This is a genomic window from Veillonella sp. (genome assembly GCF_018381775.1).
In the GTDB taxonomy this organism is placed as follows: Bacteria; Bacillota; Negativicutes; order Veillonellales; family Veillonellaceae; genus Veillonella.
The window spans coordinates 1-24,290 of record NZ_JAGZRH010000019.1 but is presented as its reverse complement, the minus strand read 5'-3'; the positions used below and the strand labels follow the sequence as shown (position 1 = coordinate 24,290).

At 40.2% G+C, this 24,290-nt stretch carries 26 protein-coding genes, 4 tRNA genes and 1 pseudogene; 3 read left to right on the top strand and 28 right to left on the bottom strand.

What is annotated here, in order from left to right; genetic code table 11:
* Window positions 1-153: 153 nt before the first annotated feature.
* From KH109_RS09350 to KH109_RS09215, 27 genes and pseudogenes are all read right to left on the bottom strand, one after another.
* Window positions 154-759: an N-acetyltransferase gene (locus KH109_RS09350; protein WP_295219029.1), complete on the bottom strand. Its 606-nt coding sequence runs from the start codon at window positions 757-759 to the stop codon at window positions 154-156.
* A complete protein-coding gene (locus KH109_RS09345; RefSeq protein WP_257847283.1) occupies window positions 756-923 on the bottom strand; it encodes a hypothetical protein in 168 nt (55 codons plus the stop codon). The genes KH109_RS09350 and KH109_RS09345 overlap by 4 nt, the downstream gene beginning before the upstream one ends.
* Before the next feature lie 117 nt (window positions 924-1,040).
* Window positions 1,041-1,117, bottom strand: a tRNA-Arg gene (locus KH109_RS09340).
* A gap of 105 nt (window positions 1,118-1,222) precedes the next feature.
* Window positions 1,223-1,296: transfer RNA gene (locus tag KH109_RS09335), tRNA-Gly, on the bottom strand.
* 11 nt (window positions 1,297-1,307) lie between these two features.
* A tRNA-Pro gene (locus KH109_RS09330) sits at window positions 1,308-1,384 on the bottom strand.
* 287 nt (window positions 1,385-1,671) lie between these two features.
* Window positions 1,672-2,877 carry an NADP-dependent malic enzyme gene (locus KH109_RS09325; RefSeq protein ID WP_295219025.1) on the bottom strand — a complete coding sequence of 402 codons (1,206 nt, stop codon included), beginning with the start codon at window positions 2,875-2,877 and terminating at the stop codon, window positions 1,672-1,674.
* A gap of 267 nt (window positions 2,878-3,144) precedes the next feature.
* Window positions 3,145-3,927 carry an adenosylmethionine decarboxylase gene (gene speD / locus KH109_RS09320; RefSeq protein ID WP_060924105.1) on the bottom strand — a complete coding sequence of 261 codons (783 nt, stop codon included), beginning with the start codon at window positions 3,925-3,927 and terminating at the stop codon, window positions 3,145-3,147.
* Between the two features lie 86 nt (window positions 3,928-4,013).
* Window positions 4,014-4,511 carry a YfcE family phosphodiesterase gene (locus KH109_RS09315; protein WP_295219020.1) on the bottom strand — a complete coding sequence of 166 codons (498 nt, stop codon included), beginning with the start codon at window positions 4,509-4,511 and terminating at the stop codon, window positions 4,014-4,016.
* 66 nt (window positions 4,512-4,577) lie between these two features.
* Entirely contained in the window at window positions 4,578-5,153 is a 576-nt protein-coding gene (locus KH109_RS09310) for an XTP/dITP diphosphatase (RefSeq protein ID WP_295219017.1), read from the bottom strand.
* 1 nt (window position 5,154) lies between these two features.
* Entirely contained in the window at window positions 5,155-5,910 is a 756-nt protein-coding gene (gene rph / locus KH109_RS09305; protein ID WP_295219014.1) for a ribonuclease PH, read from the bottom strand.
* A gap of 174 nt (window positions 5,911-6,084) precedes the next feature.
* The gene (locus tag KH109_RS09300) at window positions 6,085-7,503 is read right to left on the bottom strand and encodes a histone deacetylase (RefSeq protein WP_295219011.1); all 1,419 of its coding nucleotides are present in this window, start codon (window positions 7,501-7,503) and stop codon (window positions 6,085-6,087) included.
* Window positions 7,493-9,158, bottom strand: a pseudogene (locus tag KH109_RS09295) (hydantoinase/oxoprolinase family protein). Before KH109_RS09295 ends, KH109_RS09300 begins: the two are co-directional and overlap by 11 nt.
* A gap of 63 nt (window positions 9,159-9,221) precedes the next feature.
* The gene (locus KH109_RS09285) at window positions 9,222-9,872 is read right to left on the bottom strand and encodes a coenzyme F420-0:L-glutamate ligase (protein WP_005387981.1); all 651 of its coding nucleotides are present in this window, start codon (window positions 9,870-9,872) and stop codon (window positions 9,222-9,224) included.
* A gap of 12 nt (window positions 9,873-9,884) precedes the next feature.
* Entirely contained in the window at window positions 9,885-10,424 is a 540-nt protein-coding gene (locus KH109_RS09280) for a hypothetical protein (protein ID WP_156719661.1), read from the bottom strand.
* A 12-nt stretch (window positions 10,425-10,436) separates the two neighbouring features.
* A complete protein-coding gene (murI, locus tag KH109_RS09275; protein ID WP_119208428.1) occupies window positions 10,437-11,240 on the bottom strand; it encodes a glutamate racemase in 804 nt (267 codons plus the stop codon).
* Window positions 11,233-11,652, bottom strand: a complete 420-nt coding sequence (locus tag KH109_RS09270) for a thioesterase family protein (RefSeq protein ID WP_005387975.1) — start codon at window positions 11,650-11,652, stop codon at window positions 11,233-11,235. Before KH109_RS09270 ends, murI begins: the two co-directional genes overlap by 8 nt.
* Window positions 11,653-11,770: 118 nt before the next feature.
* On the bottom strand, window positions 11,771-12,115 hold the full coding sequence (locus KH109_RS09265) for a YkvA family protein (RefSeq protein WP_060924113.1): 345 nt from the start codon (window positions 12,113-12,115) through the stop codon (window positions 11,771-11,773).
* Window positions 12,116-12,134: 19 nt separating this feature from the next.
* Complete coding sequence (locus KH109_RS09260) at window positions 12,135-12,986, bottom strand: hypothetical protein (RefSeq protein ID WP_156719658.1); 852 nt, start codon at window positions 12,984-12,986, stop codon at window positions 12,135-12,137.
* A gap of 137 nt (window positions 12,987-13,123) precedes the next feature.
* Window positions 13,124-13,891: an SDR family oxidoreductase gene (locus KH109_RS09255; RefSeq protein WP_295218998.1), complete on the bottom strand. Its 768-nt coding sequence runs from the start codon at window positions 13,889-13,891 to the stop codon at window positions 13,124-13,126.
* Between the two features lie 11 nt (window positions 13,892-13,902).
* The gene (locus KH109_RS09250; RefSeq protein ID WP_295218994.1) at window positions 13,903-14,697 is read right to left on the bottom strand and encodes a TSUP family transporter; all 795 of its coding nucleotides are present in this window, start codon (window positions 14,695-14,697) and stop codon (window positions 13,903-13,905) included.
* Between the two features lie 65 nt (window positions 14,698-14,762).
* Complete coding sequence (locus KH109_RS09245) at window positions 14,763-15,059, bottom strand: YerC/YecD family TrpR-related protein (RefSeq protein ID WP_005387967.1); 297 nt, start codon at window positions 15,057-15,059, stop codon at window positions 14,763-14,765.
* Between the two features lie 9 nt (window positions 15,060-15,068).
* Entirely contained in the window at window positions 15,069-15,722 is a 654-nt protein-coding gene (locus tag KH109_RS09240; RefSeq protein ID WP_005387966.1) for a methionine ABC transporter permease, read from the bottom strand.
* Entirely contained in the window at window positions 15,703-16,749 is a 1,047-nt protein-coding gene (locus KH109_RS09235; protein ID WP_005387964.1) for a methionine ABC transporter ATP-binding protein, read from the bottom strand. The genes KH109_RS09240 and KH109_RS09235 overlap by 20 nt, the downstream gene beginning before the upstream one ends.
* Before the next feature lie 55 nt (window positions 16,750-16,804).
* The gene (locus KH109_RS09230) at window positions 16,805-17,662 is read right to left on the bottom strand and encodes an aminotransferase class IV (RefSeq protein WP_005387963.1); all 858 of its coding nucleotides are present in this window, start codon (window positions 17,660-17,662) and stop codon (window positions 16,805-16,807) included.
* A gap of 174 nt (window positions 17,663-17,836) precedes the next feature.
* Complete coding sequence (locus tag KH109_RS09225) at window positions 17,837-18,958, bottom strand: acyltransferase (protein WP_227721511.1); 1,122 nt, start codon at window positions 18,956-18,958, stop codon at window positions 17,837-17,839.
* Window positions 18,959-18,968: 10 nt separating this feature from the next.
* Window positions 18,969-20,783 (bottom strand): DUF4127 family protein, encoded by a 1,815-nt coding sequence (locus tag KH109_RS09220; protein ID WP_285365652.1) that lies wholly within the window; start codon window positions 20,781-20,783, stop codon window positions 18,969-18,971.
* Between the two features lie 128 nt (window positions 20,784-20,911).
* The gene (locus KH109_RS09215; RefSeq protein ID WP_287512089.1) at window positions 20,912-21,559 is read right to left on the bottom strand and encodes a trimeric intracellular cation channel family protein; all 648 of its coding nucleotides are present in this window, start codon (window positions 21,557-21,559) and stop codon (window positions 20,912-20,914) included.
* An 83-nt stretch (window positions 21,560-21,642) separates the two neighbouring features.
* Between KH109_RS09215 and tadA the strand changes: the two genes are divergently transcribed.
* Entirely contained in the window at window positions 21,643-22,188 is a 546-nt protein-coding gene (gene tadA, locus KH109_RS09210) for a tRNA adenosine(34) deaminase TadA (protein ID WP_295219032.1), read from the top strand.
* A tRNA-Ser gene (locus KH109_RS09205) sits at window positions 22,142-22,232 on the top strand. The genes tadA and KH109_RS09205 overlap by 47 nt, the downstream gene beginning before the upstream one ends.
* A gap of 286 nt (window positions 22,233-22,518) precedes the next feature.
* On the opposite strand, the gene KH109_RS09200 is transcribed toward KH109_RS09205, so the two are convergent.
* Window positions 22,519-22,758, bottom strand: coding sequence for a hypothetical protein (locus tag KH109_RS09200; RefSeq protein ID WP_295218984.1), 240 nt, complete (start codon window positions 22,756-22,758; stop codon window positions 22,519-22,521).
* Between the two features lie 204 nt (window positions 22,759-22,962).
* Here KH109_RS09200 and KH109_RS09195 point away from each other — a divergent pair, with 204 nt between their 5' ends.
* Complete coding sequence (locus tag KH109_RS09195) at window positions 22,963-24,150, top strand: MFS transporter (protein ID WP_156719652.1); 1,188 nt, start codon at window positions 22,963-22,965, stop codon at window positions 24,148-24,150.
* The last annotated feature ends 140 nt before the right edge of the window (window positions 24,151-24,290 follow it).

Below are 24,290 nucleotides of genomic sequence, written 5' to 3'. Positions count from 1 at the left end.
GCAAGGTGATTTTTTTGTATAACTTTCGTTGCCGCACCCGCATAGCGGGTGGTTTTATGATTCGCGACTACGTCGCGAACCAGTCTAAAGACAATAATAAAAAAGGTGAATGGAATCTCCATTCACCTTTTTAAGTATAAATTTTAATGCTAATCATAAATATTTTAAGAGTTGAATTAGCATATGTCCCGCAAAATCTTGTTCATCTGAATCCAAGCTACGTTCACCAAATACTTTAAATCCGTTCCTAATATAGAACTCTATCAACTTCTCATTATTTTCACACTCTAAATAAATAAATTTACCACCAACTAAAGATTGGACATGGCGTAACATATCTACAGCCATGGTTAATAATTCATTACCAGTGATAAGTTCTTTATATTTATAATTCTTCCCAAGTTGTCCAATAAGTGGAGCCGCGATATGATACTGTTTCAAAACTGCATCATAAGTGCCAAACTTATTAAACCTTCTTTTCATATTCTTACTAATTTCATTTCCCTTTGTTTTTACAACAAAAGATTTACTACCAGATACAGAAAAATATCCAGCAATCTTGTTTTCACCTTGATAAGAGGCCATTACTAGATATGTTTTTGCAATTGCTGATTTAGAAAATTCAACAGCTTTATATTTTAAAAAACTTTCTATATCAGGATTGAGAGGACTCTCAAAGTCATTTAAAATTGTTCTAATCTGTTCCTCAGATTTAACTTGTAAAAGTAAATCTAGATTAACAATTTTAAATCCTATCATATGAAAATCTTATCAATTTCGTCTTTTGTAGCCATGGAATAAGATCTAGAAAACTCAACAGGAACACTTTTTTGCTTTTGCGCACTCTCTAACGCATGTAAAAGCTTACTACAATCTTTTTTGTTCTTAATAGTTACATTCTTTAAAAAACTTTTTGTAGCCATGTATACACCGCCTCCTCCTATTCTTTATCTTTATTATATGGTCAAGCACCTTAATTAGCAATACATTTATAGTAAGAAAAACAAAAGCGAAGTCAACAAGAGACTTCGCTTTTTCTTTGGTGATCCAGGAGGGATTCGAACCCCCGACCCACGGCTTAGAAGGCCGTTGCTCTATCCAACTGAGCTACTGAACCATGTGGATTACCTATATATGTAATTATCTATTATAGTATAAATTATGTAGTATGTATCGTCAACTATGCTCTATTTTAGTTTACCCTAAAAAAGGCAAAAAAAAATGGAGCGGGTGAAGGGAATCGAACCCTCGCGACCAGCTTGGAAGGCTGGGGCTCTACCATTGAGCTACACCCGCAAATAAAAAAATGGTCGGAGCAGCAGGATTCGAACCTGCGACCCCCTGGTCCCAAGCCAGGTGCGCTACCAAACTGCGCTATGCCCCGTCATTAATTACTTGCTAATTATAGCAAACCTGGTAGTTGATGTCAACCACTACTCTTGCTGAGTTTTTTACTCTTTTGAGTATCGCTCTGCAACGAAAATTATTATATCATCGATACAAAATAGTGACAAGTACTTTTTTACAACTTCATTAATTTTTTAAATTTTATTAGTACATATACAAAAACATGCACCCCTTTCGAGGTGCATGTCATTATAGTTTATATTATCTTACTTAGGTTTTAAACAGCTTTTGAGCCATTAAGCAATCAAATGATTAGCTATAAAATTAACCTTCGTAGCTACCGTCTTCTACTACTTTAGGATTCTTAGCGATACCTTGTTTTACAGCAACTTCAGCAACTGCTTTTGCAACAGCTGGAGCTACACGAGGATCGAATACGGATGGCATTACGTTTTCTTCGTTCAATTCACTATCAGGAATCAAGTTAGCCAATGCATCAGCTGCAGCTAATTTCATTTCGTCAGTGATTTGGGATGCGCGAACATCGATAGCACCGCGGAAGATACCAGGGAATACTGCTACGTTGTTGATTTGGTTAGGAGCATCGGAACGACCAGTACCAGCGATGCGAATACCAGCTGCTTTCATATCAGCATATGTTGCTTCTGGGTTAGGGTTAGCCATTGCGAATACGATTGCATCGTCAGCTAAGTTTTCCAAAATTTCTTTTGTGAATACACCTGCTGCAGATACACCAAGAAGAATATCAGCACCTTTAGCATTTTCAGCCAAGTTACCATGTTTTTCTTCAAGTTTAAGCAAGTCGATCAATTCAGCTTGCAAGGAATCAAGACGTTTGTAATCTTTGTGCAATACGCCAGAAGATACTAACAATGTAATATCACGAGCTCCTGCAAGGTATAACAAGCGAGCAATGTTAGCACCAGCTGCACCAGCACCGTTTACAATGATTTTAGCAGTAGCTAAATCTTTTTTAACTAAACGAAGAGCACCTTTAACACCAGCTAAACAAGCGATAGCTGTACCGTGTTGGTCATCATGGAATACAGGAATTTCCAATTCTTCTTTCAAACGGTTTTCGATTTCATAGCATTTAGGAGAAGAAATATCTTCCAAGTTAATGCCAGCAAAGTTTTTTTGCAATAATTTTACAGTGTTGATCAATGTATCAGCATCTTTTGTATCTACAACCAATGGAATGCAGTCTACATCGCCGAATTTTTTGAACAATAAGGATTTACCTTCCATTACAGGCAATGCTGCTGCAGCGCCGATATCGCCAAGACCAAGTACACGAGTACCGTCGGATACAACGGCAACCATGTTGGAACGGCAAGTTAATTCAAAGGATTCTGCTTCATTATCTTTAATACGCAAGCATGGTTCTGCTACACCTGGTGTATAAGCTACAGATAAATCATGAGCGTCTTTTAATTCATATTTTGTTCCTACAGTAAGGAAACCTTTTAATTCACGTTTTTTGTGTACAGCTAATTCACGTACGTCCATAATAATTCTCCTTTGTGGATAAACTCGGACTCTTTTGAGTCGGTAATTAATACCTTTAACTAATTGTATTATACAAAATGATATATAACAATTCAAGTTTTTTCGATATAGTTTTCCGAATATTTTAGAATTAAATTCAATTAATCTAATTTAGTAATAAAAATGATGATTAAATAAAAAGTAGATAAACCATATACGGCTTATCTACTTTGGTACTATATACGTATTATCCGATAGGACACATAGCGTATAGAATATATATTTTATTTATGCTTTTACAGATGGCAAATTACGACCATAGAAAATTTCCATCATTTCTTGTTTTAATTGATGTTTAATTTGTTTGATTTCTCGTTCACTCAATTCAGATTCAGTAATACCAAAGAGATAGTTATCTAAATCAAATTCTTTTAACATCATTTTTGTGTGGAAAATATTTTCTTGATATACGTTCACATCAATCATGTTGTACATGTTGCGAGTTTTTGCGTTGATGTAGTTTTGGATGGAGTTGATACGATGATCAATATAAATTTTCTTACCCGATACATCACGTGTAAAGCCACGAACATGGTAGTCCATTGTAAGGATATCGGAATCAAAGCTTTGAATCAAATAGTTAAGTGCTTTAAGGGGAGAAATCTGACCACATGTAGATACTTCAATATCAGCACGGAACGTACTAACCCCTTTGTGCGGATGGCTTTCAGGATAAGTATGTACAGTAAGGTGAGATTTATCAAGATGCATGACTACATCTTCCTTTTCAATTTCCTCTTCAGAAATCAAAATCGTAACAGACGCACCTTGAGGGTCGTAGTCTTGTTTCGCTACGTTAAGGATGTTAGCACCGATAATGCGGCTTACTTCCGTTAAAATAGCTGTTAAACGATCTGCATTGTATACTTCATCAATGTACTGAATGTATTGCTTTTTCTCTTCTTCCGTACGAGTATAACAAATATCATAAATATTAAAACTCAATGTCTTTGTGAGATTATTAAAACCATATAATTTCATTTTAGGCTTTGCTTTAACTGGTGTATCCATGATATGTCATAACCCTTTCCATGCATAGACTTACTATTTTTCTGAAAGCTTTTTAAACTGTATCAGCATAAGCTTTCACCATATAACTAAACAATTTCTTGTTTATACACAAACTCTACATCAAACTGTCCATTATCGTAGGTAACGATGGCAAATGTACCGCCAGAACGGTCTCGAGCCAACGATATACTGCCGGGATTCACAAATACCGCATCACGGACACGAACCTCACCATGATGATGGCTATGGCCAGATACAATAAGTCGCGCCCCCATATCAGTGCCTAACTCAATCAGTTTTTGTATGCGATTATAATATGATACCTCATGACCATGAGTCATGTAAATATAGGTATCCTCTAGAGGGATCAACTGTTCTCGCGGTTCAAGAGGCTGTACACGGTCATTATTACCTCGCACTGCATATACAGGAATATCAGTATGTTCCTGCATATAGCGCGCATCATCACCGAAATCACCAGCATGAAGCCACATATCGATTTCTTGATCTGCTGTAGCCTCCAAGACAAGATCTATATCATCTAGATACCCATGGGTATCACTTAAAATACCAATTCGTTTCATTTTATAAGTTCTCTAATACTATTATATTACATATTTATATGAACTATACCATATAGTTCGAAAATATTAAAGCTTGTTAATTAATTTGCGTAAAGCACGGCCACGATGACTGATGGTTTCCTTTTCTTCAATGCTAAGTTCTGCCATTGTCTTTTCAAATTCAGGTACATAGAAGTATGGATCATAGCCAAAACCATTGTCCCCTTTTGGCTCATCTTGAACAAGTCCATCACAATAGCCTTCAGCTGTCACTTCACGGCCATCAGGATAGACGAGAGCTAAGGCACATACATAATGACCTGTGCGGTCGCTTTTACCTTGCAGTTCGCGAATTAATTTTTCATTATTAGCTTGATCATCACCATGATGACCTGCATAACGCGCAGAATATACGCCTGGTGCCCCATCGAGAGCATCTACGGTGATGCCAGAATCGTCAGCAAGGCATGGGCGATTGGTAGCCTTTGCATAATAGTGAGCCTTTAACAGAGCATTTTCCATAAAGGTTGTACCTGTTTCCTCTGGTTCCTCAATGGAGATCACATCTTTTACCGGTACACAATCGATAGATAAATGAGAGAAAGCCTCGGAAAACTCGCGGATTTTTCCTTTGTTGCCTGTAGCTAATACGATTTGTTCCATCTTATACCTCCGGAGCTGTAGGATACACTTTACCTACTTTATCTGCTGTTGCGCCAAGTACTTCACGTTGTTTTGCCATGAGCTCATCTGTAGCAGCTTCCGCTAAGTCAAGTAATGCATTTAGCTCATCACGGTTAAAGGTACCGTGTTCGCCAGTACCTTGTACCTCAACCATATCACCAGAGCCGGTGCGCACCACATTCATATCAACGATAGCAGCGCTGTCCTCTTCGTAGCAAAGATCAGTAATAGGGCCGTCAGGACCAATACCTACAGAAATAGCTGCACAGAAATCGGTAATAGGGAATTTGCCAGCTCCGCCAAAGGTAAAGTCCACCGCATCAACGAGGGCTACAAAAGCACCTGTAATAGATGCTGTACGCGTACCACCATCGGCTTGAATAACGTCGCAATCGATAGTAATAGAACGTTCACCTAGCGCTTCAAGGTCTACGACAGCGCGCAATGCACGACCGATAAGGCGTTGAATTTCTACGGTACGGCCTGTTTGTTTCCCCTTTGCAGCCTCACGGCTCACGCGAGTTTGCGTAGAACGTGGCAACAAGGAGTATTCAGCGGTTACCCAACCTTGACCGGATCCTTTGAGCCAGCGTGGCACAGAATCCTCTACAGTAGCTGTGCAGATAACCTTAGTCTTGCCGCACTCAATGAGTACAGAACCTTCTGCATACTCTGTAAAATTCCGTGTTATTTTAATAGGTCGCAATTGACCTGCTGTTCTATTATCGCTGCGCATAGGAACCTCACCATTCTAAATCTAAACATTAGAACGCCCCTTACACAAAGGGGCGTTATCTTTTCTTATTATATCACAATTTAACTATTTTTTATCACTACGAATCAGATTATAGTTACCAATGCTAACACAGTATGGTTCATTACCAGGAGTCACAACTTTGAGAATCTACCACTATACCTCGTATTGTCCATCGCCAAGTGGATCTACCACAACATAACGGCTTGCACCGCCTTCTGCTTTAGCCCGTTTGGCCTCTACAATAGCATCTTGCCGGGTTTCTTCGTCCGCCTGCCAAGGGATAAACATGGCATATACACTCTGTGGCCCATAGGGCCCATATTGTCCTCGTGAAAGCACGCTATGCCATCCAACTTTATCTTCGTACATGCGCACCTTTTCAAGACGTTCCTCTTGTACGCCCGTTTCATCATAGTACACATTATAACGATTCGACCATATATCGCCTACACCGGTGCGTTCCTCTCCGGCCATCTTATGACGATTAGCCCATTGTACCTTCCACTTAGTGATAAGGTCATCAATATAAGCGGTTACATTTTGACTTTGCTTATATTTAACAGGATCAAAGGCAGGTTCTACGACCTTGCTATAATCAAGGCCTGCCATAGATAAAATAATACCTGTATTTACATAAGGTAACGCTTCCTGTACAGAGTAACCACCTTCTAAAACAGCTATATCTGCTTGCAATAAATCTACAAGCTCCGCATAGCCTTTTGCGGTAACTTGCATATTCGCCAACGGATCGCTAAAGTGATTATCTTGTCCTGCTGAATTGATGACGATATCCGGATTAAATTCCTCTAATATAGGTAATACTAATTCGCGCATAACCTTCATCAACCCTTCGTCACCAGTGCCAGGTGGCAATGGAATATCTATATTGCCACCAATAGCTTGAGGTCCACCAAACTCATCCATAAAGCCAGTGCCTGGATATAGCGTGCGTCCATCTTGATGGAAACTAATATATAGAGTATCGGGATCGTGATAGAACACATCTTGAGAGCCATCGCCATGGTGCACATCTGTATCCACCACAGCAACCCGTTTTATACCATATGTTTGGCGCATATGTTGAATCATAACAGCTTCAATATTTATGGTACAGAACCCACGAATACCATGAACCATAGCCATCGCATGATGTCCTGGAGGTCTAACGAGGGCAAAGGCACGGTCTACCTCTCCGCGCATAACCGCATCAGCAGCCACAATAGCACCACCGGCAGATACACGATGTGCTTCCGTTACCCAAGACTCTAAGTCAGGAGCGCCCACATGAACACGCTCTATGGTATCCCAATCAGCTACGATAGGATTGTATTCCCTAATATTTGGTATATCTAATAAACCTTCCTCTACGATTTGATCACGCGTATACAGCAAACGCTCTTGTCGTTCTGGATGGGTTTCAGAAATCTTCCAGTCAAAAGCAGGGAAAAATACTAGCCCTAAACTGTGATGATAGTTAGCTTTATTAGTAGTAGAGCTCGTAGCCTCATCCTGTTTAATATCCATATTTAGAATGCCATGACGCTCACGATAGGATAGACCCTTATTCCACATAGTATTTCACCCCCGCTTCTAGTTGTACTTTCACCGTAATTAAACGTTCCATCGATTGCCAACCCTCGACAACAGGGAAGTCTTCAATGCTAATAACCTCGACCTCTTGCGTTTTATCTAGGCCCAAGCGCAAGGCCTCTTCAATAAGAGCCTCTTTTGCGCGCTCTACTACTTGTTCAACTCGTTTTAAAGTACAGGTTTGCTGCTTAATACCTAACTCAGGAATGACAAGCAAGCGACGTTTTGTATCGACGTGAACGGTAAGTTCAATGGTAGATAGTGCTAATGCTGCACCTATAGCATTTGCTACAGCTGCATTGTCTGGAATAGTAACGGGTAAGTTTAAAAACTCGCCGATACTTGGCCCTAAGTTAGGCGCTGTACCGCCCACTACGACGATTTGAGCTGGCACAAAGACATCGGGATTTACAATATCCTCTACGACATACACAGGTCGTTTATTTTCTGCCTGTACCACCTCATCGATGCCATGCTGAATTGTTTGCAATGCCTTATTTACGATTGATTGAGCAACGTCCGAAGCAGTTACCCCTCCTGCTAATTGTTGGTGAGTCTGAACTGTATCTCCGTTTGTACTAGCATTTAATCTATTAGCCAATACCTCCATAGCTTGTTCAGCTAATCCAACCTTACCATAGCTCGCATAACCTAGTACGATAAGAGCATCCCCCAAGGTAGGTTCATTGCCACCTAAAGCCACTGATGGCCCTACACGTTCAGGTCCTACCGTAATTTCACCGTTTACTATGCGAACTACCGACTCACCGCCGATACCGACGGAGGTAACCGCAAAGGAGCGCACTGCACTTGGGTATTCACGAATGGATACGCCATTCTTCGTCATCAATGGCTTCCCATATTTCCAAAGAGAAATATCTGTAGTAGTACCACCAATATCTAAAGCAATTGTATGTTCATTTCCAATAGCTCCAAGAGCAGATAAGCCTAGCACAGTGGCTGCAGGACCTGTAAAAGCTGTCTCTACAGGTCTACTTACCATATGTTCCATAGGTAAAGAACCACCGTCGGCCTTTAATATATGAAGCGGCGCCTTAATGTTTCGCACGCTTAACGCATCTTCCACATTTTTCTTAAATACTGTAAATACCGGTGTTACAGCGCTATTAAAATAGGCGCTAATAGTACGGCGTGGAAAATTCAAGGAACCACTTAATAAGCTACCATTAGAGATAGTATTATATCTATCTTTCAACGCTTCTGTTATAGATAATTCTTCTTGAGGATTGCGCACCCCAAATTTAGCAGATACGGCGGCTAAATCAGTACCACTGCGAGATTGAACCATTTCGGCTATAGCTTGAACTGCATTTATAGGTGTACGTTCCACCACAATACCTCTATGATCAGTATAGCCTTGAAGATAGATAGGATTCACAGGGAATATATCGTCCACATTTCGGCCAGGTCCCGTTACTACAAACAACAGTAGTAGACAGCGTCACTTGATCAATATTTGTAGTATCACAATGTTGGAGAATTGCATCAAGGGCCTCGCCTATGCCTTGCATTAAATTATCTTTTGTAGTCCGTCTTTTAGCAGATGCTACTACACGATGACCATCGATGATGACTGCATCTGTGAAAGTACCACCTACGTCTAAACCTAGTAACATACGACCTCCTAATTAGTATAAAAAAAGCTGTACCCATCTCTATGTGATGAGTACAGCCTTCTGTTATTTACCAGATACAGATGCGTAATTTTTAATGATAACAATCGGAGTCATTTGGCTATCATTACCAAATGGATTGTCAATCAACAATTGTGCAATTTTATTGCCGTCAATGCCACGGCTTGTACCTAACACAGCGGAACGTTTCAAGTCATTAACGTCAGCTACAACAGCTCCATAACAGCCTGTGCGAGATACGATTTTCTCAGCTACTTTATCTGGATCCTTTGGACCAAATACAATGTGCTTGTCGAATGGAGGCATTGTACCAGTTACATCATCTGTTAAAGATGCTGCACGAGCAATTGCATAGAATACACCTGGTTTGCGGAAAATCTTAGCAATAGCGCCTAAAATGAAGGCACCCAATACTTTCCATTTACCATCTAGATTCATAGCGGATTGCATGCCATAAATGGATGCCATAGACCCATCTGGATGGATAAAGCGATTAATTAAACGAGCTTGCCAGCAAACATTTAACTCTTCAGGACGTGTAAAACGACCTTGTGTAATAGCCACTACAGATTCAGCTACACATACGATATCTTCAGGTCCAATATTATGACCGCCAAATTCAACGATAGCATCCACGATGTCATCATTATCTGTAAGAATACGTGTTGGCACACATACTAACTCTAATTCTGCCATTGTTATGCCTCCTTATTGAACCAATGCTGCTTGAACTTCTTCAGCAGTCAAACGAATACGTTGTTTATCGATATGATAATCTGTACGACCTACGATTTGGTAGTAAATATCGATGTCCATATAAGGGAAGCCCTTAATATCTTCACGAATATTGCCATTTTTACCTGTTAAGGTAACGAATACACGAATAGTACCACCTTTGCGAGGTTTGATGATAATAGCTTCAAAATAACCATCATGACGAGGACGATTAATGTCCATAGCCCATGCATGTACTTTCACAGCATCAAAATGTTCCTCTGGCAACAATGGACGTGGGAATAAGTCCATAATTGTACCAAGTTGACGTCCTTTGTTCACAAATGGAATATCACAGAACAAGGTAATAGATTCAAAATTACGGTCAGATACTTGGAAGTTTGTTGCACGTTTTGGCAATAAAATAACCTTTTCATTACCTTGTTTCAATACGAACAAACGGAATAATAAATACAAAGCTGCAATAGCTACAATAATAGCTATTACTACACTTAGGATGTTATAAAACCACATAGGGCATCTCCTTTATAATGTAATATGTTCAATGCTGCGACGACTTGTATCAAGGAAGGAGGCGCTCAGCGTATCACCAAGCTCAATATCCTTTGTAAAATACAATGACACAGTACCCGCCGTTTTTTGAGGGTTAAACAAATCTTTACCCTCTAATCTGCGGCGAACAAGTTCACTCGTTTCAAAAGCAGGGTCGATGAATTGAATGCGCCCTGACGTTAGTTCCTCTAGCAAAGGTTGTACAAATGGGAAATGAGTACAGCCCAAAACTACGACCTCAATTTCTCGGGACAATAAAGGCTCTAGATATTCAGTACATACATCGCGTACAAAATAGTCATCTAAATGACCTTGCTCAATGAGGCCTGCCAATTCAGGACATGGTTGCTCCCATACGAGCACTTCATGATCAACTTCAAGGGCTACATGTTTATGAATATGACTATTCACAGTTGCTGCCGTCGCCATGATACCAATTGTCTTGCTTTTGCTTTGACTAATCGCTGTTTTTACGCCTTGTGATACTCCAATAACGGGTACAGACACGCGTTCACGTACTGCATCAAGGGCTACAACGGTAAACGTATTACAAGCAATAACCATCAATTTTACAGGCTGTTTTTCAAGAGCCTCTGCAATATGACAAGCTAAATAAGTAATTTCATCATCACTACGATTCCCCACCGGATTATTCGCATTATCACCAATATAGATGAAGTCTTCGTTAGGGAATTGTTCTTGTAAGACCTTTAAAACAGATAGCCCGCCTACACCGGAGTCAAACACGCCGATAGGCAATTGTTGTACATTACTCATTAGGCATCTCCTCAACAGCTGCTAACATAGGCTGATAAAAAGTATCGTCTAATCGCACAATTTTACCTGTTGATTTTGACATAAATGCATTCTTAGTCTCTCCCGTAGCTAGGAGCGCACCATCACTGGCACGGCGCATACGATAACGGAATATCATTTGTGCACGTGTCATCTTAACCAAATATGTTTCGATGTGAAGTTCATCATCAAAATTTGCTGGTTCTTTATAATTGCAGGATACATTCATGATAGGAAATACAATATCCTCATTCATCATATCCCACAGGGTTACACCGATTTGACGAAGGAATTCAATGCGTGCCATTTCAAACCATCTAAAATGATTACTATGGTGCGCAATACCCATCATATCGGTTTCGTAAAATCGTACATTTACTGAAGCAATATGCATATATTTATCCTTCTTTTTTCATAGAATACAACCTTCATTGTATATCTATTACTTTAGCGTGTCAAATAAATAAAGGCAGTTCAATCGCAACGGATCAAACTGCCTTAATGGTTAAAAGCTAGTTACTGCCACCAAATGGGAAGTATTTTTTTGCCTCTTCTTGATGACGAGTTTTAATGTAACGATTGGCAACCTTGAAGGCAAGACCAAGCACGGCTACATCATCTATCCAACCTAATACAGGAATTGTATCCGGTACAATATCAATAGGTAATACGAGATACCCTAAGGCACCAGCAATGACTGCTTTTACATATTTTGGAGTGTCCTTGTCACGCATACAAAGGAACAAGGTCACTGCTCGTTGTACAAAGGCAAGCTTCTTACCATATCGTCCTAAAAAAGCGGCGAATTTAGATTCGTTAAAATACTTACCATATGTAATAATTTTTAATGGATTCATCTTCATAATCCTTTAGCGCCTATTTGCGCAAACCACCAATTTTATCTTTTGCTGTATTAACAGTGTTTGTAGCAACATCTTTTGCTGTTTCAACAGCATCATTAGCTTTAGTTTTTGCAGTTTCTACTGCAGCTTGTGCAGAAGCTTTAGCTACTTCTACACCACCTTTAGCTAATTCTTTAGCTACATCAATATTTTCTTTAGCAACATCAATTTTCTCTTTTGCCGCATCGGTTACTTTCGCCACAACTTCTGCTGCATTGTCATGAAGTTGATATTTTGTTTCTGTATTCCATTTATCGATAGCAGGTGTTACTTTTTCTTCGTAAACTTGTTTCAAAGTTTCTTTAGCAAGACCTGTTTCATTAGCAATACCAGCCCAAACGTCGCGTTGACCTTGTGTGAAAGGAATGCTAGCGCTTGCATCACGGATGATGTCACCTGCTATAGCTTTACCGCTTTCAAGGAATTCAGCAACCATTGGTTTATAGCGTTCGATATCAGAAGGCATACCATCTTGGATCCAAATGTGAGCAATTTTACCGATAGCATATGTTAAACCAACTGCTACAGGAACGCGAACTGCTTTTAGAGGAACAAGAAGAGAAATAGCCGCTGTACCTACAGCTGTGCTAAGACCACCAACTAGCCCCACTACGGCACCAGATTGTAATTCTACTTCGTAAAGATGTGCAATGCGAGTTACCATATACGTTGCATTGGCGCACAAAGCAACACTGCTGAATTTAGGGGATAATGCCAATGCCGCTGCACGACCTGCACCCCAGAAAATAAATTGTTCAACTTGATAGTCACGGTCTTGAGAACCATCCATAAGTGGCTCAAGTGTTACGCCATTATATTCTGCCATAAGTATTCTCCTTTGTTGTGAACCAACTATAGGTCATATTATTAGTATTATTATACCATTCTATTGCTAGAAGTGAAATGAATTTTTCTAATTATCTATAGATTTAAAAAATAAAATAACTTCCAATATTTTCTATCTTACCAACTAGTGAGACCACCATCGATAGTCCATGCTGCCCCCGTTACAAAGGAAGCTTTATTGCTCAATAAAAATACAATAACCTCTCCAATTTCATGAGGTTGACCAATGCGTCCCAAGGGATAATGTTGGCCCATTTCAGCCTTAGCAGCCTCTGCATCTTGCTGAGCATTTGCAATTTGTTTATCTACTAAAGAGGTATCCACATCACCAGGACAAACACAGTTAACGCGCACATTATGTGGTGCCATTTCAAGGGATAGTGATTTCGTAAAACTCACTACCGCACCTTTTGAAGCACCGTATACAGAGCAAGCCACATTACCTTGTAAGCCTGCATCACTAGCTACCGTTACGATACTGCCCTTTGTAGCGCGCAAATAGGGCAATGCCGCTTGGCACAAGAAAACCGTACCTTTCACATTGGTGCCAAACATTTCATCAAAGGCTGCTTCCTTTACATCTGCCAGAAGCTCTTCTTCATAATAGCCTGCTGCTGTTACGAGAGCAGAAACACCGCCGAATAATTTAACGGTTTCTTTTACAATACGCTGACAATCTTCAATCTTCGATACATCCCCTTGGATGTACTGCACCCTTGAAGAATAGCGGCGCAATTTCATCTTAGCCGTTTGTCCTGATTTTTCATCACGACCGTTAATGACAACACACCAGCCTTCTTTAAGAAGCAATTTTGCCGTAGCAAATCCGATGCCCGATGTGCCACCACTAATCAATGCCACTTGTACATCACTTTTATGAGGCATACCTTGCCCTCCTATAATGTGGAAACATAGTCATAGACTAATTTCAACAACATAACTGTCGTTACCGACAAGAATACAACACGTACCAACGACGAACCCTTAGCAATAGCTAAATGAGATCCTAGGTAAGCACCTATAATTTGGCCTACCCCTGTAGCTAAACCGTACTTAATATTGACGTGCCCTAAACAGAAAAACACGATCAAAGATGCTAAATTACTGGTAAAATTCAATATTTTTGCATTCGCTGAAGCATGCAGAAAATCAAAGCCAGTAAAAATAAAGCCCATAATTAAAAATGTACCTGTACCAGGGCCAATAAAACCATCATAAACACCAATACCAAAAGCAAAGGCCATGCAAATATACAATGCTTTTCCTGCTACTGCTGAGGTACGGTTTATTTCTCCCCAATCCTTTTTAAATACCACAAAAAGTGTGACACAAACGAGTAGGACGATAATAATAGGCTTTACATACAAGGGTGGCAATGATACAACTGCTAAGGTACCAAGCATGGATCCTATAAATGTAAAAGGTAGTAATTTACGAACTAGAGAAAAATCAACCATGTGATTTCTTAAGAATGTAATTGACGCACTGCCAGCTCCAAATATACTAGACAGCTTATTACTGCCTAAGGCCATACTCGGCGGAAGGTTGGTTAATAGCATAGCGGGAACAGAGATTAGGCCCCCACCACCCACAATGGAGTCTACAAAGCCGGCAAAAGCACCTGCTACAGCGAGCAAAACGAGAATTAGGATATCAAATGGTAAACCTGTTACCTCAATAAGCCACTCCATATAAACCTCCTGTAGATAGCACATCAACGGTAGCCAAAAGGCCACCGTTGTCATGCTAGTTTATTTTATTTTGCACCTAGACGATCTAAAGCTAATGTGTATCCATCAGCACCATAGACTAAGCATCGTTTGACACGACTAATAGTAGCCGTGCTCGCACCTGTTTCTTCTACAATTTTTTCGTAGCTATCACCGGCACGTAGCATTTTTGCTACTTGTAAGCGTTGAGACAAAGCTTTCAATTCATTAATCGTACAGATATCTTCAAAGAACGCATAGCACTCCTCAGTATTTTCAAGCGTTAATATAGCGGTGAATAGCTCATCGTTTTGTTCACTTCTCAACTTCTCATTGATACTCATAGGATCCTCCTACTTCTTATTCATCGCTTTAGACCAAGCATCGCCAATCATTTGGACTAATTGTACCAAAATAACCAAGATGATAATGGTAGCAATCATAATATCAGCTTGGAAACGTTGGTAACCATAGCGGATAGCAATATCACCAAGGCCACCGCCACCGATAGCACCAGCCATTGCAGAGTAACTGATGAGGTTAACGATAAGAACCGTTACATTATCGATAATCGTAGGCAATGCTTCAGGTAATAATACTTTCCAAATGATTTGGAGTGGACTTGCACCCATGGATTGGGCCGCTTCAATTACGCCAAAGTTAATATCTTTAATAGATGTTTCTACAAGACGTGCTAAGAATGGAATTGCAGCGATTGTTAAAGGCACACAAGCTGCAGTGGTACCAATAGATGTGCCTGCCACCATACGAGTGAATGGAATGATAGCTACCATCAAAATGATAAATGGTACGGAACGCGTTGCATTGACGATAGCACCTAGCACCTTATTAAGCGCTACATTTTCTAAGATATGACCCTTAGAGGTTACTACCAAAATAACACCGAGAGGGATACCAAGTAACATAGCCATGACCGTAGAAATAATGGTCATTTGCAATGTATCAAGGGTACCAGTTATGAGAAGATTAATGATTTGCTCTGACATAACCGATCACCTCGCTTTCAATTGGTAATGTTTTGATGTAGTCTAAGCCCTCTTGCGCATTTTCTGGGTCACCATTCAAGATAACGATAAGGCGACCAACGCATGTATTTTGGATATAGTCGATGCCACCAAAGAGGATACTTACATCGAGGTTAAAGCGTCGTACGAGACCTGCCACTACAGGTTCATCTGTAGATTGGCCTGTGAATTTAAGACGTACTAATGGAGCTGTACCTGCAATCCATTGATCATGTAATTCCAAATGTTCTAACGCTTCTGGCGGTAAGTTATCACTCACAACAGAGCTGATGAATTCTTTTGTGGTATTTTCACGAGGATGTGTAAATACTTCAACAGTGCTACCTTCCTCGAGGATTACACCGCCTTCGATAACCGCTACACGATCACAAATTTCACGGATTACGTGCATTTCATGAGTGATGAGAACGATAGTAAGGCCCATTTTTTCGTTGATATCTTTCAACAATTTCAAAATGGATTCTGTTGTTTGCGGATCCAGAGCAGATGTAGCTTCATCACAAAGAAGAACCTTTGGATTAGACGCTAAGGCACGAGCGATACCAACACGTTGTTTTTGACCACCAGACAATTGAGATGGATAGTTATTCATACGCTCAGTAAGGCCTACGATATCAAGGATTGGCGTAATGCGTTCCTTGATTTCGGATTTGCTCAAACCTTGTAATTCCAACGGAAATGCCACATTGTCATACACTGTACGAGAGGACAAAAGGTTAAAATGTTGGAAAATCATACCAATATCTTTGCGTGCTTTACGTAAATCGGATTTGCTAAGTGTTGTTAAATCTGTACCATTGACGATAACAGAGCCAGATGTAGGAGCTTCGAGCATGTTGATGCATCGAATTAATGTGGATTTACCGGCCCCAGATTGACCGATAATGCCAAAGATTTCACCTTCTTTAACATCAAGGCTAATATCTTTTAATGCTTCCACACGAGTAGCGCCTTCATAGACTTTACTAATGTGTTGTAATTGAATCAAAATAATGTCCTTTCTTAAGGTAAAAGTTTACCATGTAATGAAAGTAGATTACCTATTAAGGCAAACCTTCTTCCATCAATTTTTCTAGTGCTTCGCGTAGACGAAGTGTAATAGCACCTGGTTTACCACCGGATACTGGATTTCTGTCTAGCTTAGTAATTGGGATGACACCACCAATTGTATCGGTAAAGAATAATTCGTCCGCATCATCTACAAAGGCGCGGTCAAATTCTTTTTCGATGAGAGTAATACCTAGAGATGGTGCTACGCGAGTCAAAATCATTTGGCGCGTAATACCTTTTAAGATATGATTATCTGCTGGATGCGTATACAAGATACCATCTTTGACAGCAAATACATTGGATGTTGCACCTTCTGTACAAACGCCATCACGGAACAACATGGCAGTATAAGCAAATTTCTTCTCCGCTTTAGTTTGTGCCAAAATATTTGGAATCAAATTAGTAGTCTTAACATCTACATGGTCCCAACGCTCATCAGGTAATGCAATCGCTTTTACACCTTCACCCAATTTATTAACTGCATCCATATCCAAATTACGGATAGACATGAGCATTTGTGGTTCTAGTTTGGAACGATCATATGCATGATGGCGTGGCGCTACGCCACGAGAGATTTGCAAATAAATATAGCCCTCTTTGATTTCACTTTGCTCGATTAAAATTTCGTGCAATTCTGTTAAATCATCTGGGGTCATTTTTACGGGAATATCCATTTCACGCATAGATCGATACAAGCGATCTTGATGATAAGACAATGCGAAGCAACGGCCTTTTACGACACGTACCACTTCGTATACAGAGTCACCAAACAAATAACCACGGTCATCAATACTGATAACTTTGGCACCTGGTTCAACAAACTCGCCATTAAAATATGTTAATTCTTGCATAGGAGCACCTCTTTTTCTATATCGTTACTCTATCAAGTAGTAATCATCATGGACTTATTATATCACAATTACTTTCAAATTTTCACACTTTACTTTGTGAAAGATATAACTTAGATATACAAAAATCCGCTAGGATGCCATAGCTAAAAACTATATCCTAGCGGATGTATATTATTAATGTCCCAATATAAATTTACGTAATGGTTTAGGTACATGGTTTAATGTCACGGCAGTCAAATAGGACAGGCCTAGCGCCATCACATACATAGCTAGCACATTAACTACGGTATATAAAAGATTATATTTAGCCATCACGCCAGAGATGATCAACAACCAGAATGGATGTGCTAAATAAATACCGTAGGACTTATCCCCTATTTCTGACCAAGTAGATTCCATAGTCGCATTCATTGGTAAGGTTTGGAATAAGAACAGACTAAATAGTGTTCCCAGTCCAGTATAGAGAACACCCATTGGGCTCATTTGATGAACTGTATAAATTGCTTCTAGAACAGTATAATGCCATACGTCCATGACATAGTAGTAGGATCCGAGCATCAATAAAATAGAACCTACCGCACTAACACCTAACAAGTAGCGATAGCGCCACATGTATTCGCATACCGTTTCATAGCGCTCAGCACATACAGCCCCCAACAGGAATATCCACACATAATGGATAACCCAATAGTTAAGTCTCATGTCAAAAAGATATTTCAACACAGGGTTATTACTGAGATGTTCTGTTACCCAACGGCCAAGCATGTAAGATGATACATAATCGATGCCAACTTGGATGATAAATAGTAATACCATCCAGAATACAGGACGTTTTAAGATGACTTTCACCATAGCTCGCCATAACGGCATCATCACGTAGAACCATAAGAGGATAACCATAAAGTATAAATGATACATAGACGTACCAAATAATAGATTTACAGCCAATGGTCCAGGATGCAAATTACCTAGATTATGCGCCGTTAGTCCCGTGTAGAGCAAATAAAATATGGACCACGTAATATATGGAAATAGCACCACCTGAATACGGCGGTGCATAAATTCCTTATATGAGAATGGTCCCTCTACAGATGTATGGTAGAACAATCCAAATGCAGAGAGGAAGAAAAATGCTGGTACCCCAAAGCGCGATAGAATTTCTAAGACGCTAATGAGTTCTAAATTTACAAAAGGATTTTGTAATGCGTAAGAACCTACATGAATGCCGATAACACCGAGCATACAGAGGCCACGCATATAAGTAATTTCCGGTAAAAATGCTTTTTTCATGTCCATTCCCTATTCATTATTGACCAGGTACAACTGCAGGTGTTGGCACAAGGCGTGGACCTTGAGATGTTGTAGCCGGTTGTTTTACTACTGGAATTACAGATGCTGTAGTTTGAGCAGCTGCTGTCTTTACTGGTTGAGCAGGTTGTGCTGGTGCAGCTTGACCATTAGCCTTAGCTGCTGCTTCTGCCTTAGCCTTAGCTTCTGCCTCAGCTTTAGCTTTCGCTTCTGCTTCACGTTTCAAGCGCAATTCTTTTTCAAGAGGTACTACAGGTTTATCGTAGATTGTAATATCTGTTTCGAATAGACGGCCCCAAGGGAATGTAGCTTTTACTGTACGAGGATCGATTTTAAGATATTTTTCAGCGAAGTCTTGAATCCGTTCGCCTAAGTAGCTTTCAAGACGTTCATTTAACTCGCCAGAATAACGTACATTATCTGTGCGAATAGAGTCTTGCATACGGTAAATATCTTTGCGGATATTTGCTTGGTACGCCCAGTTATCCAAATATTGTTGAGTCAACATCTTGCGGTGACCTTCTGGGCTCATAGTTTTGAGCAATACCCCTTGCGCAATGGCGTAGCCTACTGTATTACTTGCGGTATTCCAACCATTGTACGCACCGATTTTGTATAACATATCGCGTTTGTACATAGCAGCTACTAATGTATTGTCCGCACCATTGTTATAAGCAATATCAGCAACGCTTACGTTTACACCAGAATCAACAGCTTGTTGAATTCGATCTACGAAAGCATTTGTAGAATTAGAAATCATCGGGAAGTTCTCGAAGCTTTCAGATTCACCAGTGCTTGTAGTAAGTGGTGTATTTACTGCTAACAACACAGTTGGTTTACCTTGTGTCACCATAGTGCCACCTACGGCCTCAACGTGTTGCGCAATTGTTTTATCGATAGTTTGGTCTTCGTAACCTGGCAATGTTTTACCGCCACCACCAAGTGGATAAATTACGGAGAATGTTGGTTTTTCTGTACTTTCATCGGTACGAGAACGAGCCATCAACAAGAGCCCAAGTTGGTCGGCACCAGGGAAGCTACCATATTTCTCAGCAGGAATATCCTTAGAGTATTTACTTAAGTAACGACCTTCTAATGCAGATTGGGACAATTGAGATGTATCATCATGGCCCAATGCAAAGTAATCGAATACACCGCTACGAGTTTCGTCGATCAACTCTTTGTTGATTTTCATATTTTTTTGACGGCGGTCAAACCAGTCTTGTAAATATTCTACAGGAACAGAGGCTTGTAAGCTCATCAATTTTTGAGTTTCCTCTTGTGTTAAGGAGCCAGAGTCTAATTTATCTTGCAATGCGGCAATTTGGAAGATAGTAGGACCATATTCTGCATAATAAGCTGGTTCAGTGCCGCCACCACTAGCACGTGGAGAACGCATTACAGTACCAAAGCCATAAATGCGCACGTTTTTATTACGAGCTTTTAAGGATTCAATACGTTTTAAACGGCTTTCCAATGTAGTCAGTGGAATGTTGTGTTTACGAGAGTCTACAAGACCACCATAGATAAGCGTATCTGTACTCAATACCATCACATCAGCACGGCCTGCATTTTGTTCAACCCAAGCCATGATTTGATCTGCTTGACCTTGGTAATTCTTACCAGAAATCAAATTTTGAGGTGGCGTCAATATAGTCATACCTGCTTCGCGAGCTGTATCTACAGTATATTGTAAGCTTACAGGGCGATCATCTTGAGGTACATACAACACGGTTTCCGCATCAATTTTAATAGATGTACCAGTAGCGATAGCTGCAGCCATAAGTGCTACTTTCAACCATTTATTCGTCATAAATCAAATCTCCTTCTGTGTAGCGAGTACTCCCGACTCGCAAAATTAACTGTTTTATAATACTCTCTTTTTCTGACACTTTTATGAAATGTTCATATGCTCAATATTATAATTATATCATTTGACTATTATTTCGCAACCGGCTTGGTTTTTCCTACCTTCGGCAGACTCCAATTATACTTGAGGGCTAGCAGACGGATAACGAGTACTACTGTGAAAGCACCATATACGGCCATACTGTCCCAACTCGATGTGACCATAAGATAATAAACGATGCCACCAATAATACTAGGCAAGGCATATACATCCTCTTTCAAAACAGATGGGATGCGTTGCGCCAACATATCGCGGATAATCCCACCACCAACAGCAGTGATTGTACCGAGCAACACAATAAAGATAGGCAACTCTGGATAGAGTTTAAAACCTGCAGAAGCACCTGTTACGGTAAATGATGCTAACCCTAACGCATCGGCCAACAAGTAACTAGCTCGACTACGAGGCCCCATCGCATGCTTACGATATCGGCTGTTATAAATTAAGAACACGATAACAGTTACCACTAAAACAACAGTAACATACACTATATTTCGCAATGAATTCGGCGGAAAATAGCCGAGCAACACGTCCCGTACAATACCACCACCAATAGCAGTAGCCAATGCAAGGACAGTCATACCAAATATATCCATCTTCCGGGATACCCCAACGAGTGCACCGGATACAGCAAAGGCAATGGTGCCAATCATATCAAATATATACCAAATAATGTCCATAATTCCCCCAAATAATCTATTCGCATAACTGCGTACACTATGATAGACTTTATGTAAGATATTATACATGAAGAGGTATGCCAATGACAAAAGACATTACACCTACAGACATTGAAAATATGGATGAACGCACACGGGACGAATATTTTATGGCCATAGCCATGGAAGAAGCACGCAAAGCTTATGAACTTGGAGAAATCCCTATCGGTGCCATTCTCGTAAAAGATAATACCATCGTGTCACGTCACCATAATCGTCGTGAACTCGATCATGATGCAACAGCTCATGCAGAGGTCCTCGTAATCCGCGAAGCATGCGATGTTCTCAAGCGCTGGCGGTTGACTGGTTGTACCCTGTATGTTACGATAGAGCCGTGTCCGATGTGCGCTGGAGCCATCATCAACAGTCGTATTGATCGTGTTGTATATGGTGCAAGTGATTACAAAGAAGGCGCCGTAGAATCGCTATTCAATGTGCTCTCTCATCCTGGTTTAAATCATGAACCAGAACTAGCATCTGGTGTGCTTGGTGATGAATGCAGCCAAATTATGAAAGACTTCTTTAAAGAGCGCCGTAAAGCACGGAGGAGTACCCAAGAGGCTGAAGGGTCCGCACTCGAAATGCGGTAGGTCGGGCAACCGGCGCGGGGGTTCAAATCCCTCCTCCTCTGCCATTCTTTTAAATGATAATGATAGAGATACAATAGATAAACCTAGATACACATAATACAGCTGTTATCTAGGTTTTCTTATATTATTGAGTGAATTTTGTGTATCAATCATTCTCTATTATATGGTGGTATTTGCCCCATTTATTGCCCCATGATATTTTACAAAATCATATAATCATCTCTTACACCTTGCTATATTAGTAGGGTGTTTTATTTTACACCAATAAAAATACGCCCAATCATCACACATGAAAGGGCGTATAAAAGGCTATGCTATATATTACATAACTTAATATTCAATTTTATTTAGACATTCGCCTAAAGGCTTGTCAAAAATCATAAAACTTCTTAACATTCCATTGAATGTTTTATATTTTTCGTAGTTATCTGAATCTATATAATCAGGAACTGGAACTGGATAAATCTCATATGCTCCCTTAGTAAATACGGCATAAAAATCGAATTTATCATCATATGTATATACTTTTCCGCCAGTATTAATTGCCTCCCAAAATTCGTCTTTCGTCATTAAAATATCCCTTTTCTTTTCTGTTAATGGTTTTATTTAGATTATATATATTGTCAAACACATGTTCAATAAATTTTTCTATTAGTAGGATATTTTATTTTACAGCGCTTTTTTGTAACTATAACTATTTTTGTAGCTATTTGGGTTATAATATAAGAAATACAATTTAAAATAATCTCCTCATAAACTCAAGGGGACACTACTATGAAAAAATATTACCCTTATCTCATCACAGTGAGTCATATGATCAACGACTCCTGTCAAAGTGTGTTACCTGCCCTCTTGCCACTGTTCATTTACACCTATGGACTGAGCTTAGAGCAAGCAGGTTTTCTCATCTTAGCTAATACAGCATTATCATCATTATTACAGCCTTTACTAGGCTATATTTCAGACAAGATCAATCAACCACGGCTCATTGCCTTCGGCGTTTTATTATCTGCATGTAGTACAGGTATGATGGGCTTTGTTACCTCTTATGAAAGCCTCCTCATTTGTGCCACATTAGCGGGCGTTGGCTCTTCCATCTTCCATCCTGAAGGCGCAAAGATTATGAACCGTCTCGGTGGTGGCAAGAAAGGTAAGGCCATGGGCACCTTTGCTATCGGCGGTAGCTCAGGCTTCGCCTTTGGTCCACTCTTTGCAGGTGCCATTGCTTATACAATTGGGCCTCATGGATTGGCGGCTTTCACCGTAGTAGGTATTATTATATTTACTATATTGTTCGTACTAATGCCTCGCATCGTAACTCATGCACGTACTATCGACCAAGCAGTAGCTACTGAAAATCCAACGGTGGCGGCAAAACCGCTGAAGAACTACTGGAAATACTTTGGCATCTTGTTCGTTATCATCTTGAGCCAATCAGTAAACTTCCGCGTTATCAATGCGTTTATTCCGATTTTCTGGACTCGTGAGCTCGGTACAAGCCCAGAACAAGGTAGCTTTGCCTTGACTGTATTCTTTAGTATCGGTATCTTCATGACCTATATTGGCGGTCTATTGGGCGATAAATATGGGCCTATCAAGATTATCAGACTATCCCTATTAGTTTGGTTACCTGCTATGTTCCTATTAACAGAGGTACCAACCTTCTCACCACTCATCATGATGCCTATAGCCTACTTGCTACTACTCATGATTGGTGCTGCTAAAGCAATTAGCTACAGCCCAGTTATCGTACTAGGCCAAACATACCTAGCCAAAAGTATCGGCTTTGCATCGGGTATCACCCTTGGCGTGAGCCAAACCATCGGTGGCGTCATCGCTCCTGTCGTAGGTAACCTAGCAGACACCTACTCCCTACCAGTCGCTATGATGACACTCGTGCCATTCCTCGTAATGGGCCTTGGGGCATCATTACTATTAAAAGATCCTAAAAAATTACAATAAAATAAGTGCTATAAAAGGGGCTGTAAAACAGCCCCTTTTAGTTATTGTCTTTAGACTGGTTCGCGACGTAGTCGCGAATCATTAAACCACCCGCTATGCGGGTGCGGCAACGAAAGTTATACAAAAAAATCACCTTGCTT

Bases quoted from the DNA above. Each gene is read 5' to 3' on its own strand.
- speD (WP_060924105.1), bottom strand. From the start codon at position 3,927: ATGGATACACCAGTTAAAGCAAAGCCTAAAATGAAATTATATGGTTTT.
- murI (WP_119208428.1), bottom strand. From the start codon at position 11,240: ATGAGTAATGTACAACAATTGCCTATCGGCGTGTTTGACTCCGGTGTA.
- KH109_RS09255 (WP_295218998.1), bottom strand. From the start codon at position 13,891: ATGCCTCATAAAAGTGATGTACAAGTGGCATTGATTAGTGGTGGCACA.
- KH109_RS09310 (WP_295219017.1), bottom strand. From the start codon at position 5,153: ATGGAACAAATCGTATTAGCTACAGGCAACAAAGGAAAAATCCGCGAG.
- KH109_RS09245 (WP_005387967.1), bottom strand. From the start codon at position 15,059: ATGAGTATCAATGAGAAGTTGAGAAGTGAACAAAACGATGAGCTATTC.
- KH109_RS09350 (WP_295219029.1), bottom strand. From the start codon at position 759: ATGATAGGATTTAAAATTGTTAATCTAGATTTACTTTTACAAGTTAAA.
- rph (WP_295219014.1), bottom strand. From the start codon at position 5,910: ATGCGCAGCGATAATAGAACAGCAGGTCAATTGCGACCTATTAAAATA.
- KH109_RS09325 (WP_295219025.1), bottom strand. From the start codon at position 2,877: ATGGACGTACGTGAATTAGCTGTACACAAAAAACGTGAATTAAAAGGT.
- KH109_RS09225 (WP_227721511.1), bottom strand. From the start codon at position 18,958: ATGGACATGAAAAAAGCATTTTTACCGGAAATTACTTATATGCGTGGC.
- KH109_RS09200 (WP_295218984.1), bottom strand. From the start codon at position 22,758: ATGACGAAAGACGAATTTTGGGAGGCAATTAATACTGGCGGAAAAGTA.
- KH109_RS09270 (WP_005387975.1), bottom strand. From the start codon at position 11,652: ATGCATATTGCTTCAGTAAATGTACGATTTTACGAAACCGATATGATG.
- KH109_RS09345 (WP_257847283.1), bottom strand. From the start codon at position 923: ATGGCTACAAAAAGTTTTTTAAAGAATGTAACTATTAAGAACAAAAAA.
- KH109_RS09240 (WP_005387966.1), bottom strand. From the start codon at position 15,722: ATGTCAGAGCAAATCATTAATCTTCTCATAACTGGTACCCTTGATACA.
- KH109_RS09230 (WP_005387963.1), bottom strand. From the start codon at position 17,662: ATGCAAGAATTAACATATTTTAATGGCGAGTTTGTTGAACCAGGTGCC.
- KH109_RS09265 (WP_060924113.1), bottom strand. From the start codon at position 12,115: ATGAATCCATTAAAAATTATTACATATGGTAAGTATTTTAACGAATCT.
- KH109_RS09280 (WP_156719661.1), bottom strand. From the start codon at position 10,424: ATGTGGTTTTATAACATCCTAAGTGTAGTAATAGCTATTATTGTAGCT.
- KH109_RS09195 (WP_156719652.1), top strand. From the start codon at position 22,963: ATGAAAAAATATTACCCTTATCTCATCACAGTGAGTCATATGATCAAC.
- KH109_RS09300 (WP_295219011.1), bottom strand. From the start codon at position 7,503: ATGTGGAATAAGGGTCTATCCTATCGTGAGCGTCATGGCATTCTAAAT.
- KH109_RS09220 (WP_285365652.1), bottom strand. From the start codon at position 20,783: ATGACGAATAAATGGTTGAAAGTAGCACTTATGGCTGCAGCTATCGCT.
- tadA (WP_295219032.1), top strand. From the start codon at position 21,643: ATGACAAAAGACATTACACCTACAGACATTGAAAATATGGATGAACGC.
- KH109_RS09285 (WP_005387981.1), bottom strand. From the start codon at position 9,872: ATGGCAGAATTAGAGTTAGTATGTGTGCCAACACGTATTCTTACAGAT.
- KH109_RS09315 (WP_295219020.1), bottom strand. From the start codon at position 4,511: ATGAAACGAATTGGTATTTTAAGTGATACCCATGGGTATCTAGATGAT.
- KH109_RS09215 (WP_287512089.1), bottom strand. From the start codon at position 21,559: ATGGACATTATTTGGTATATATTTGATATGATTGGCACCATTGCCTTT.
- KH109_RS09260 (WP_156719658.1), bottom strand. From the start codon at position 12,986: ATGGCAGAATATAATGGCGTAACACTTGAGCCACTTATGGATGGTTCT.
- KH109_RS09250 (WP_295218994.1), bottom strand. From the start codon at position 14,697: ATGGAGTGGCTTATTGAGGTAACAGGTTTACCATTTGATATCCTAATT.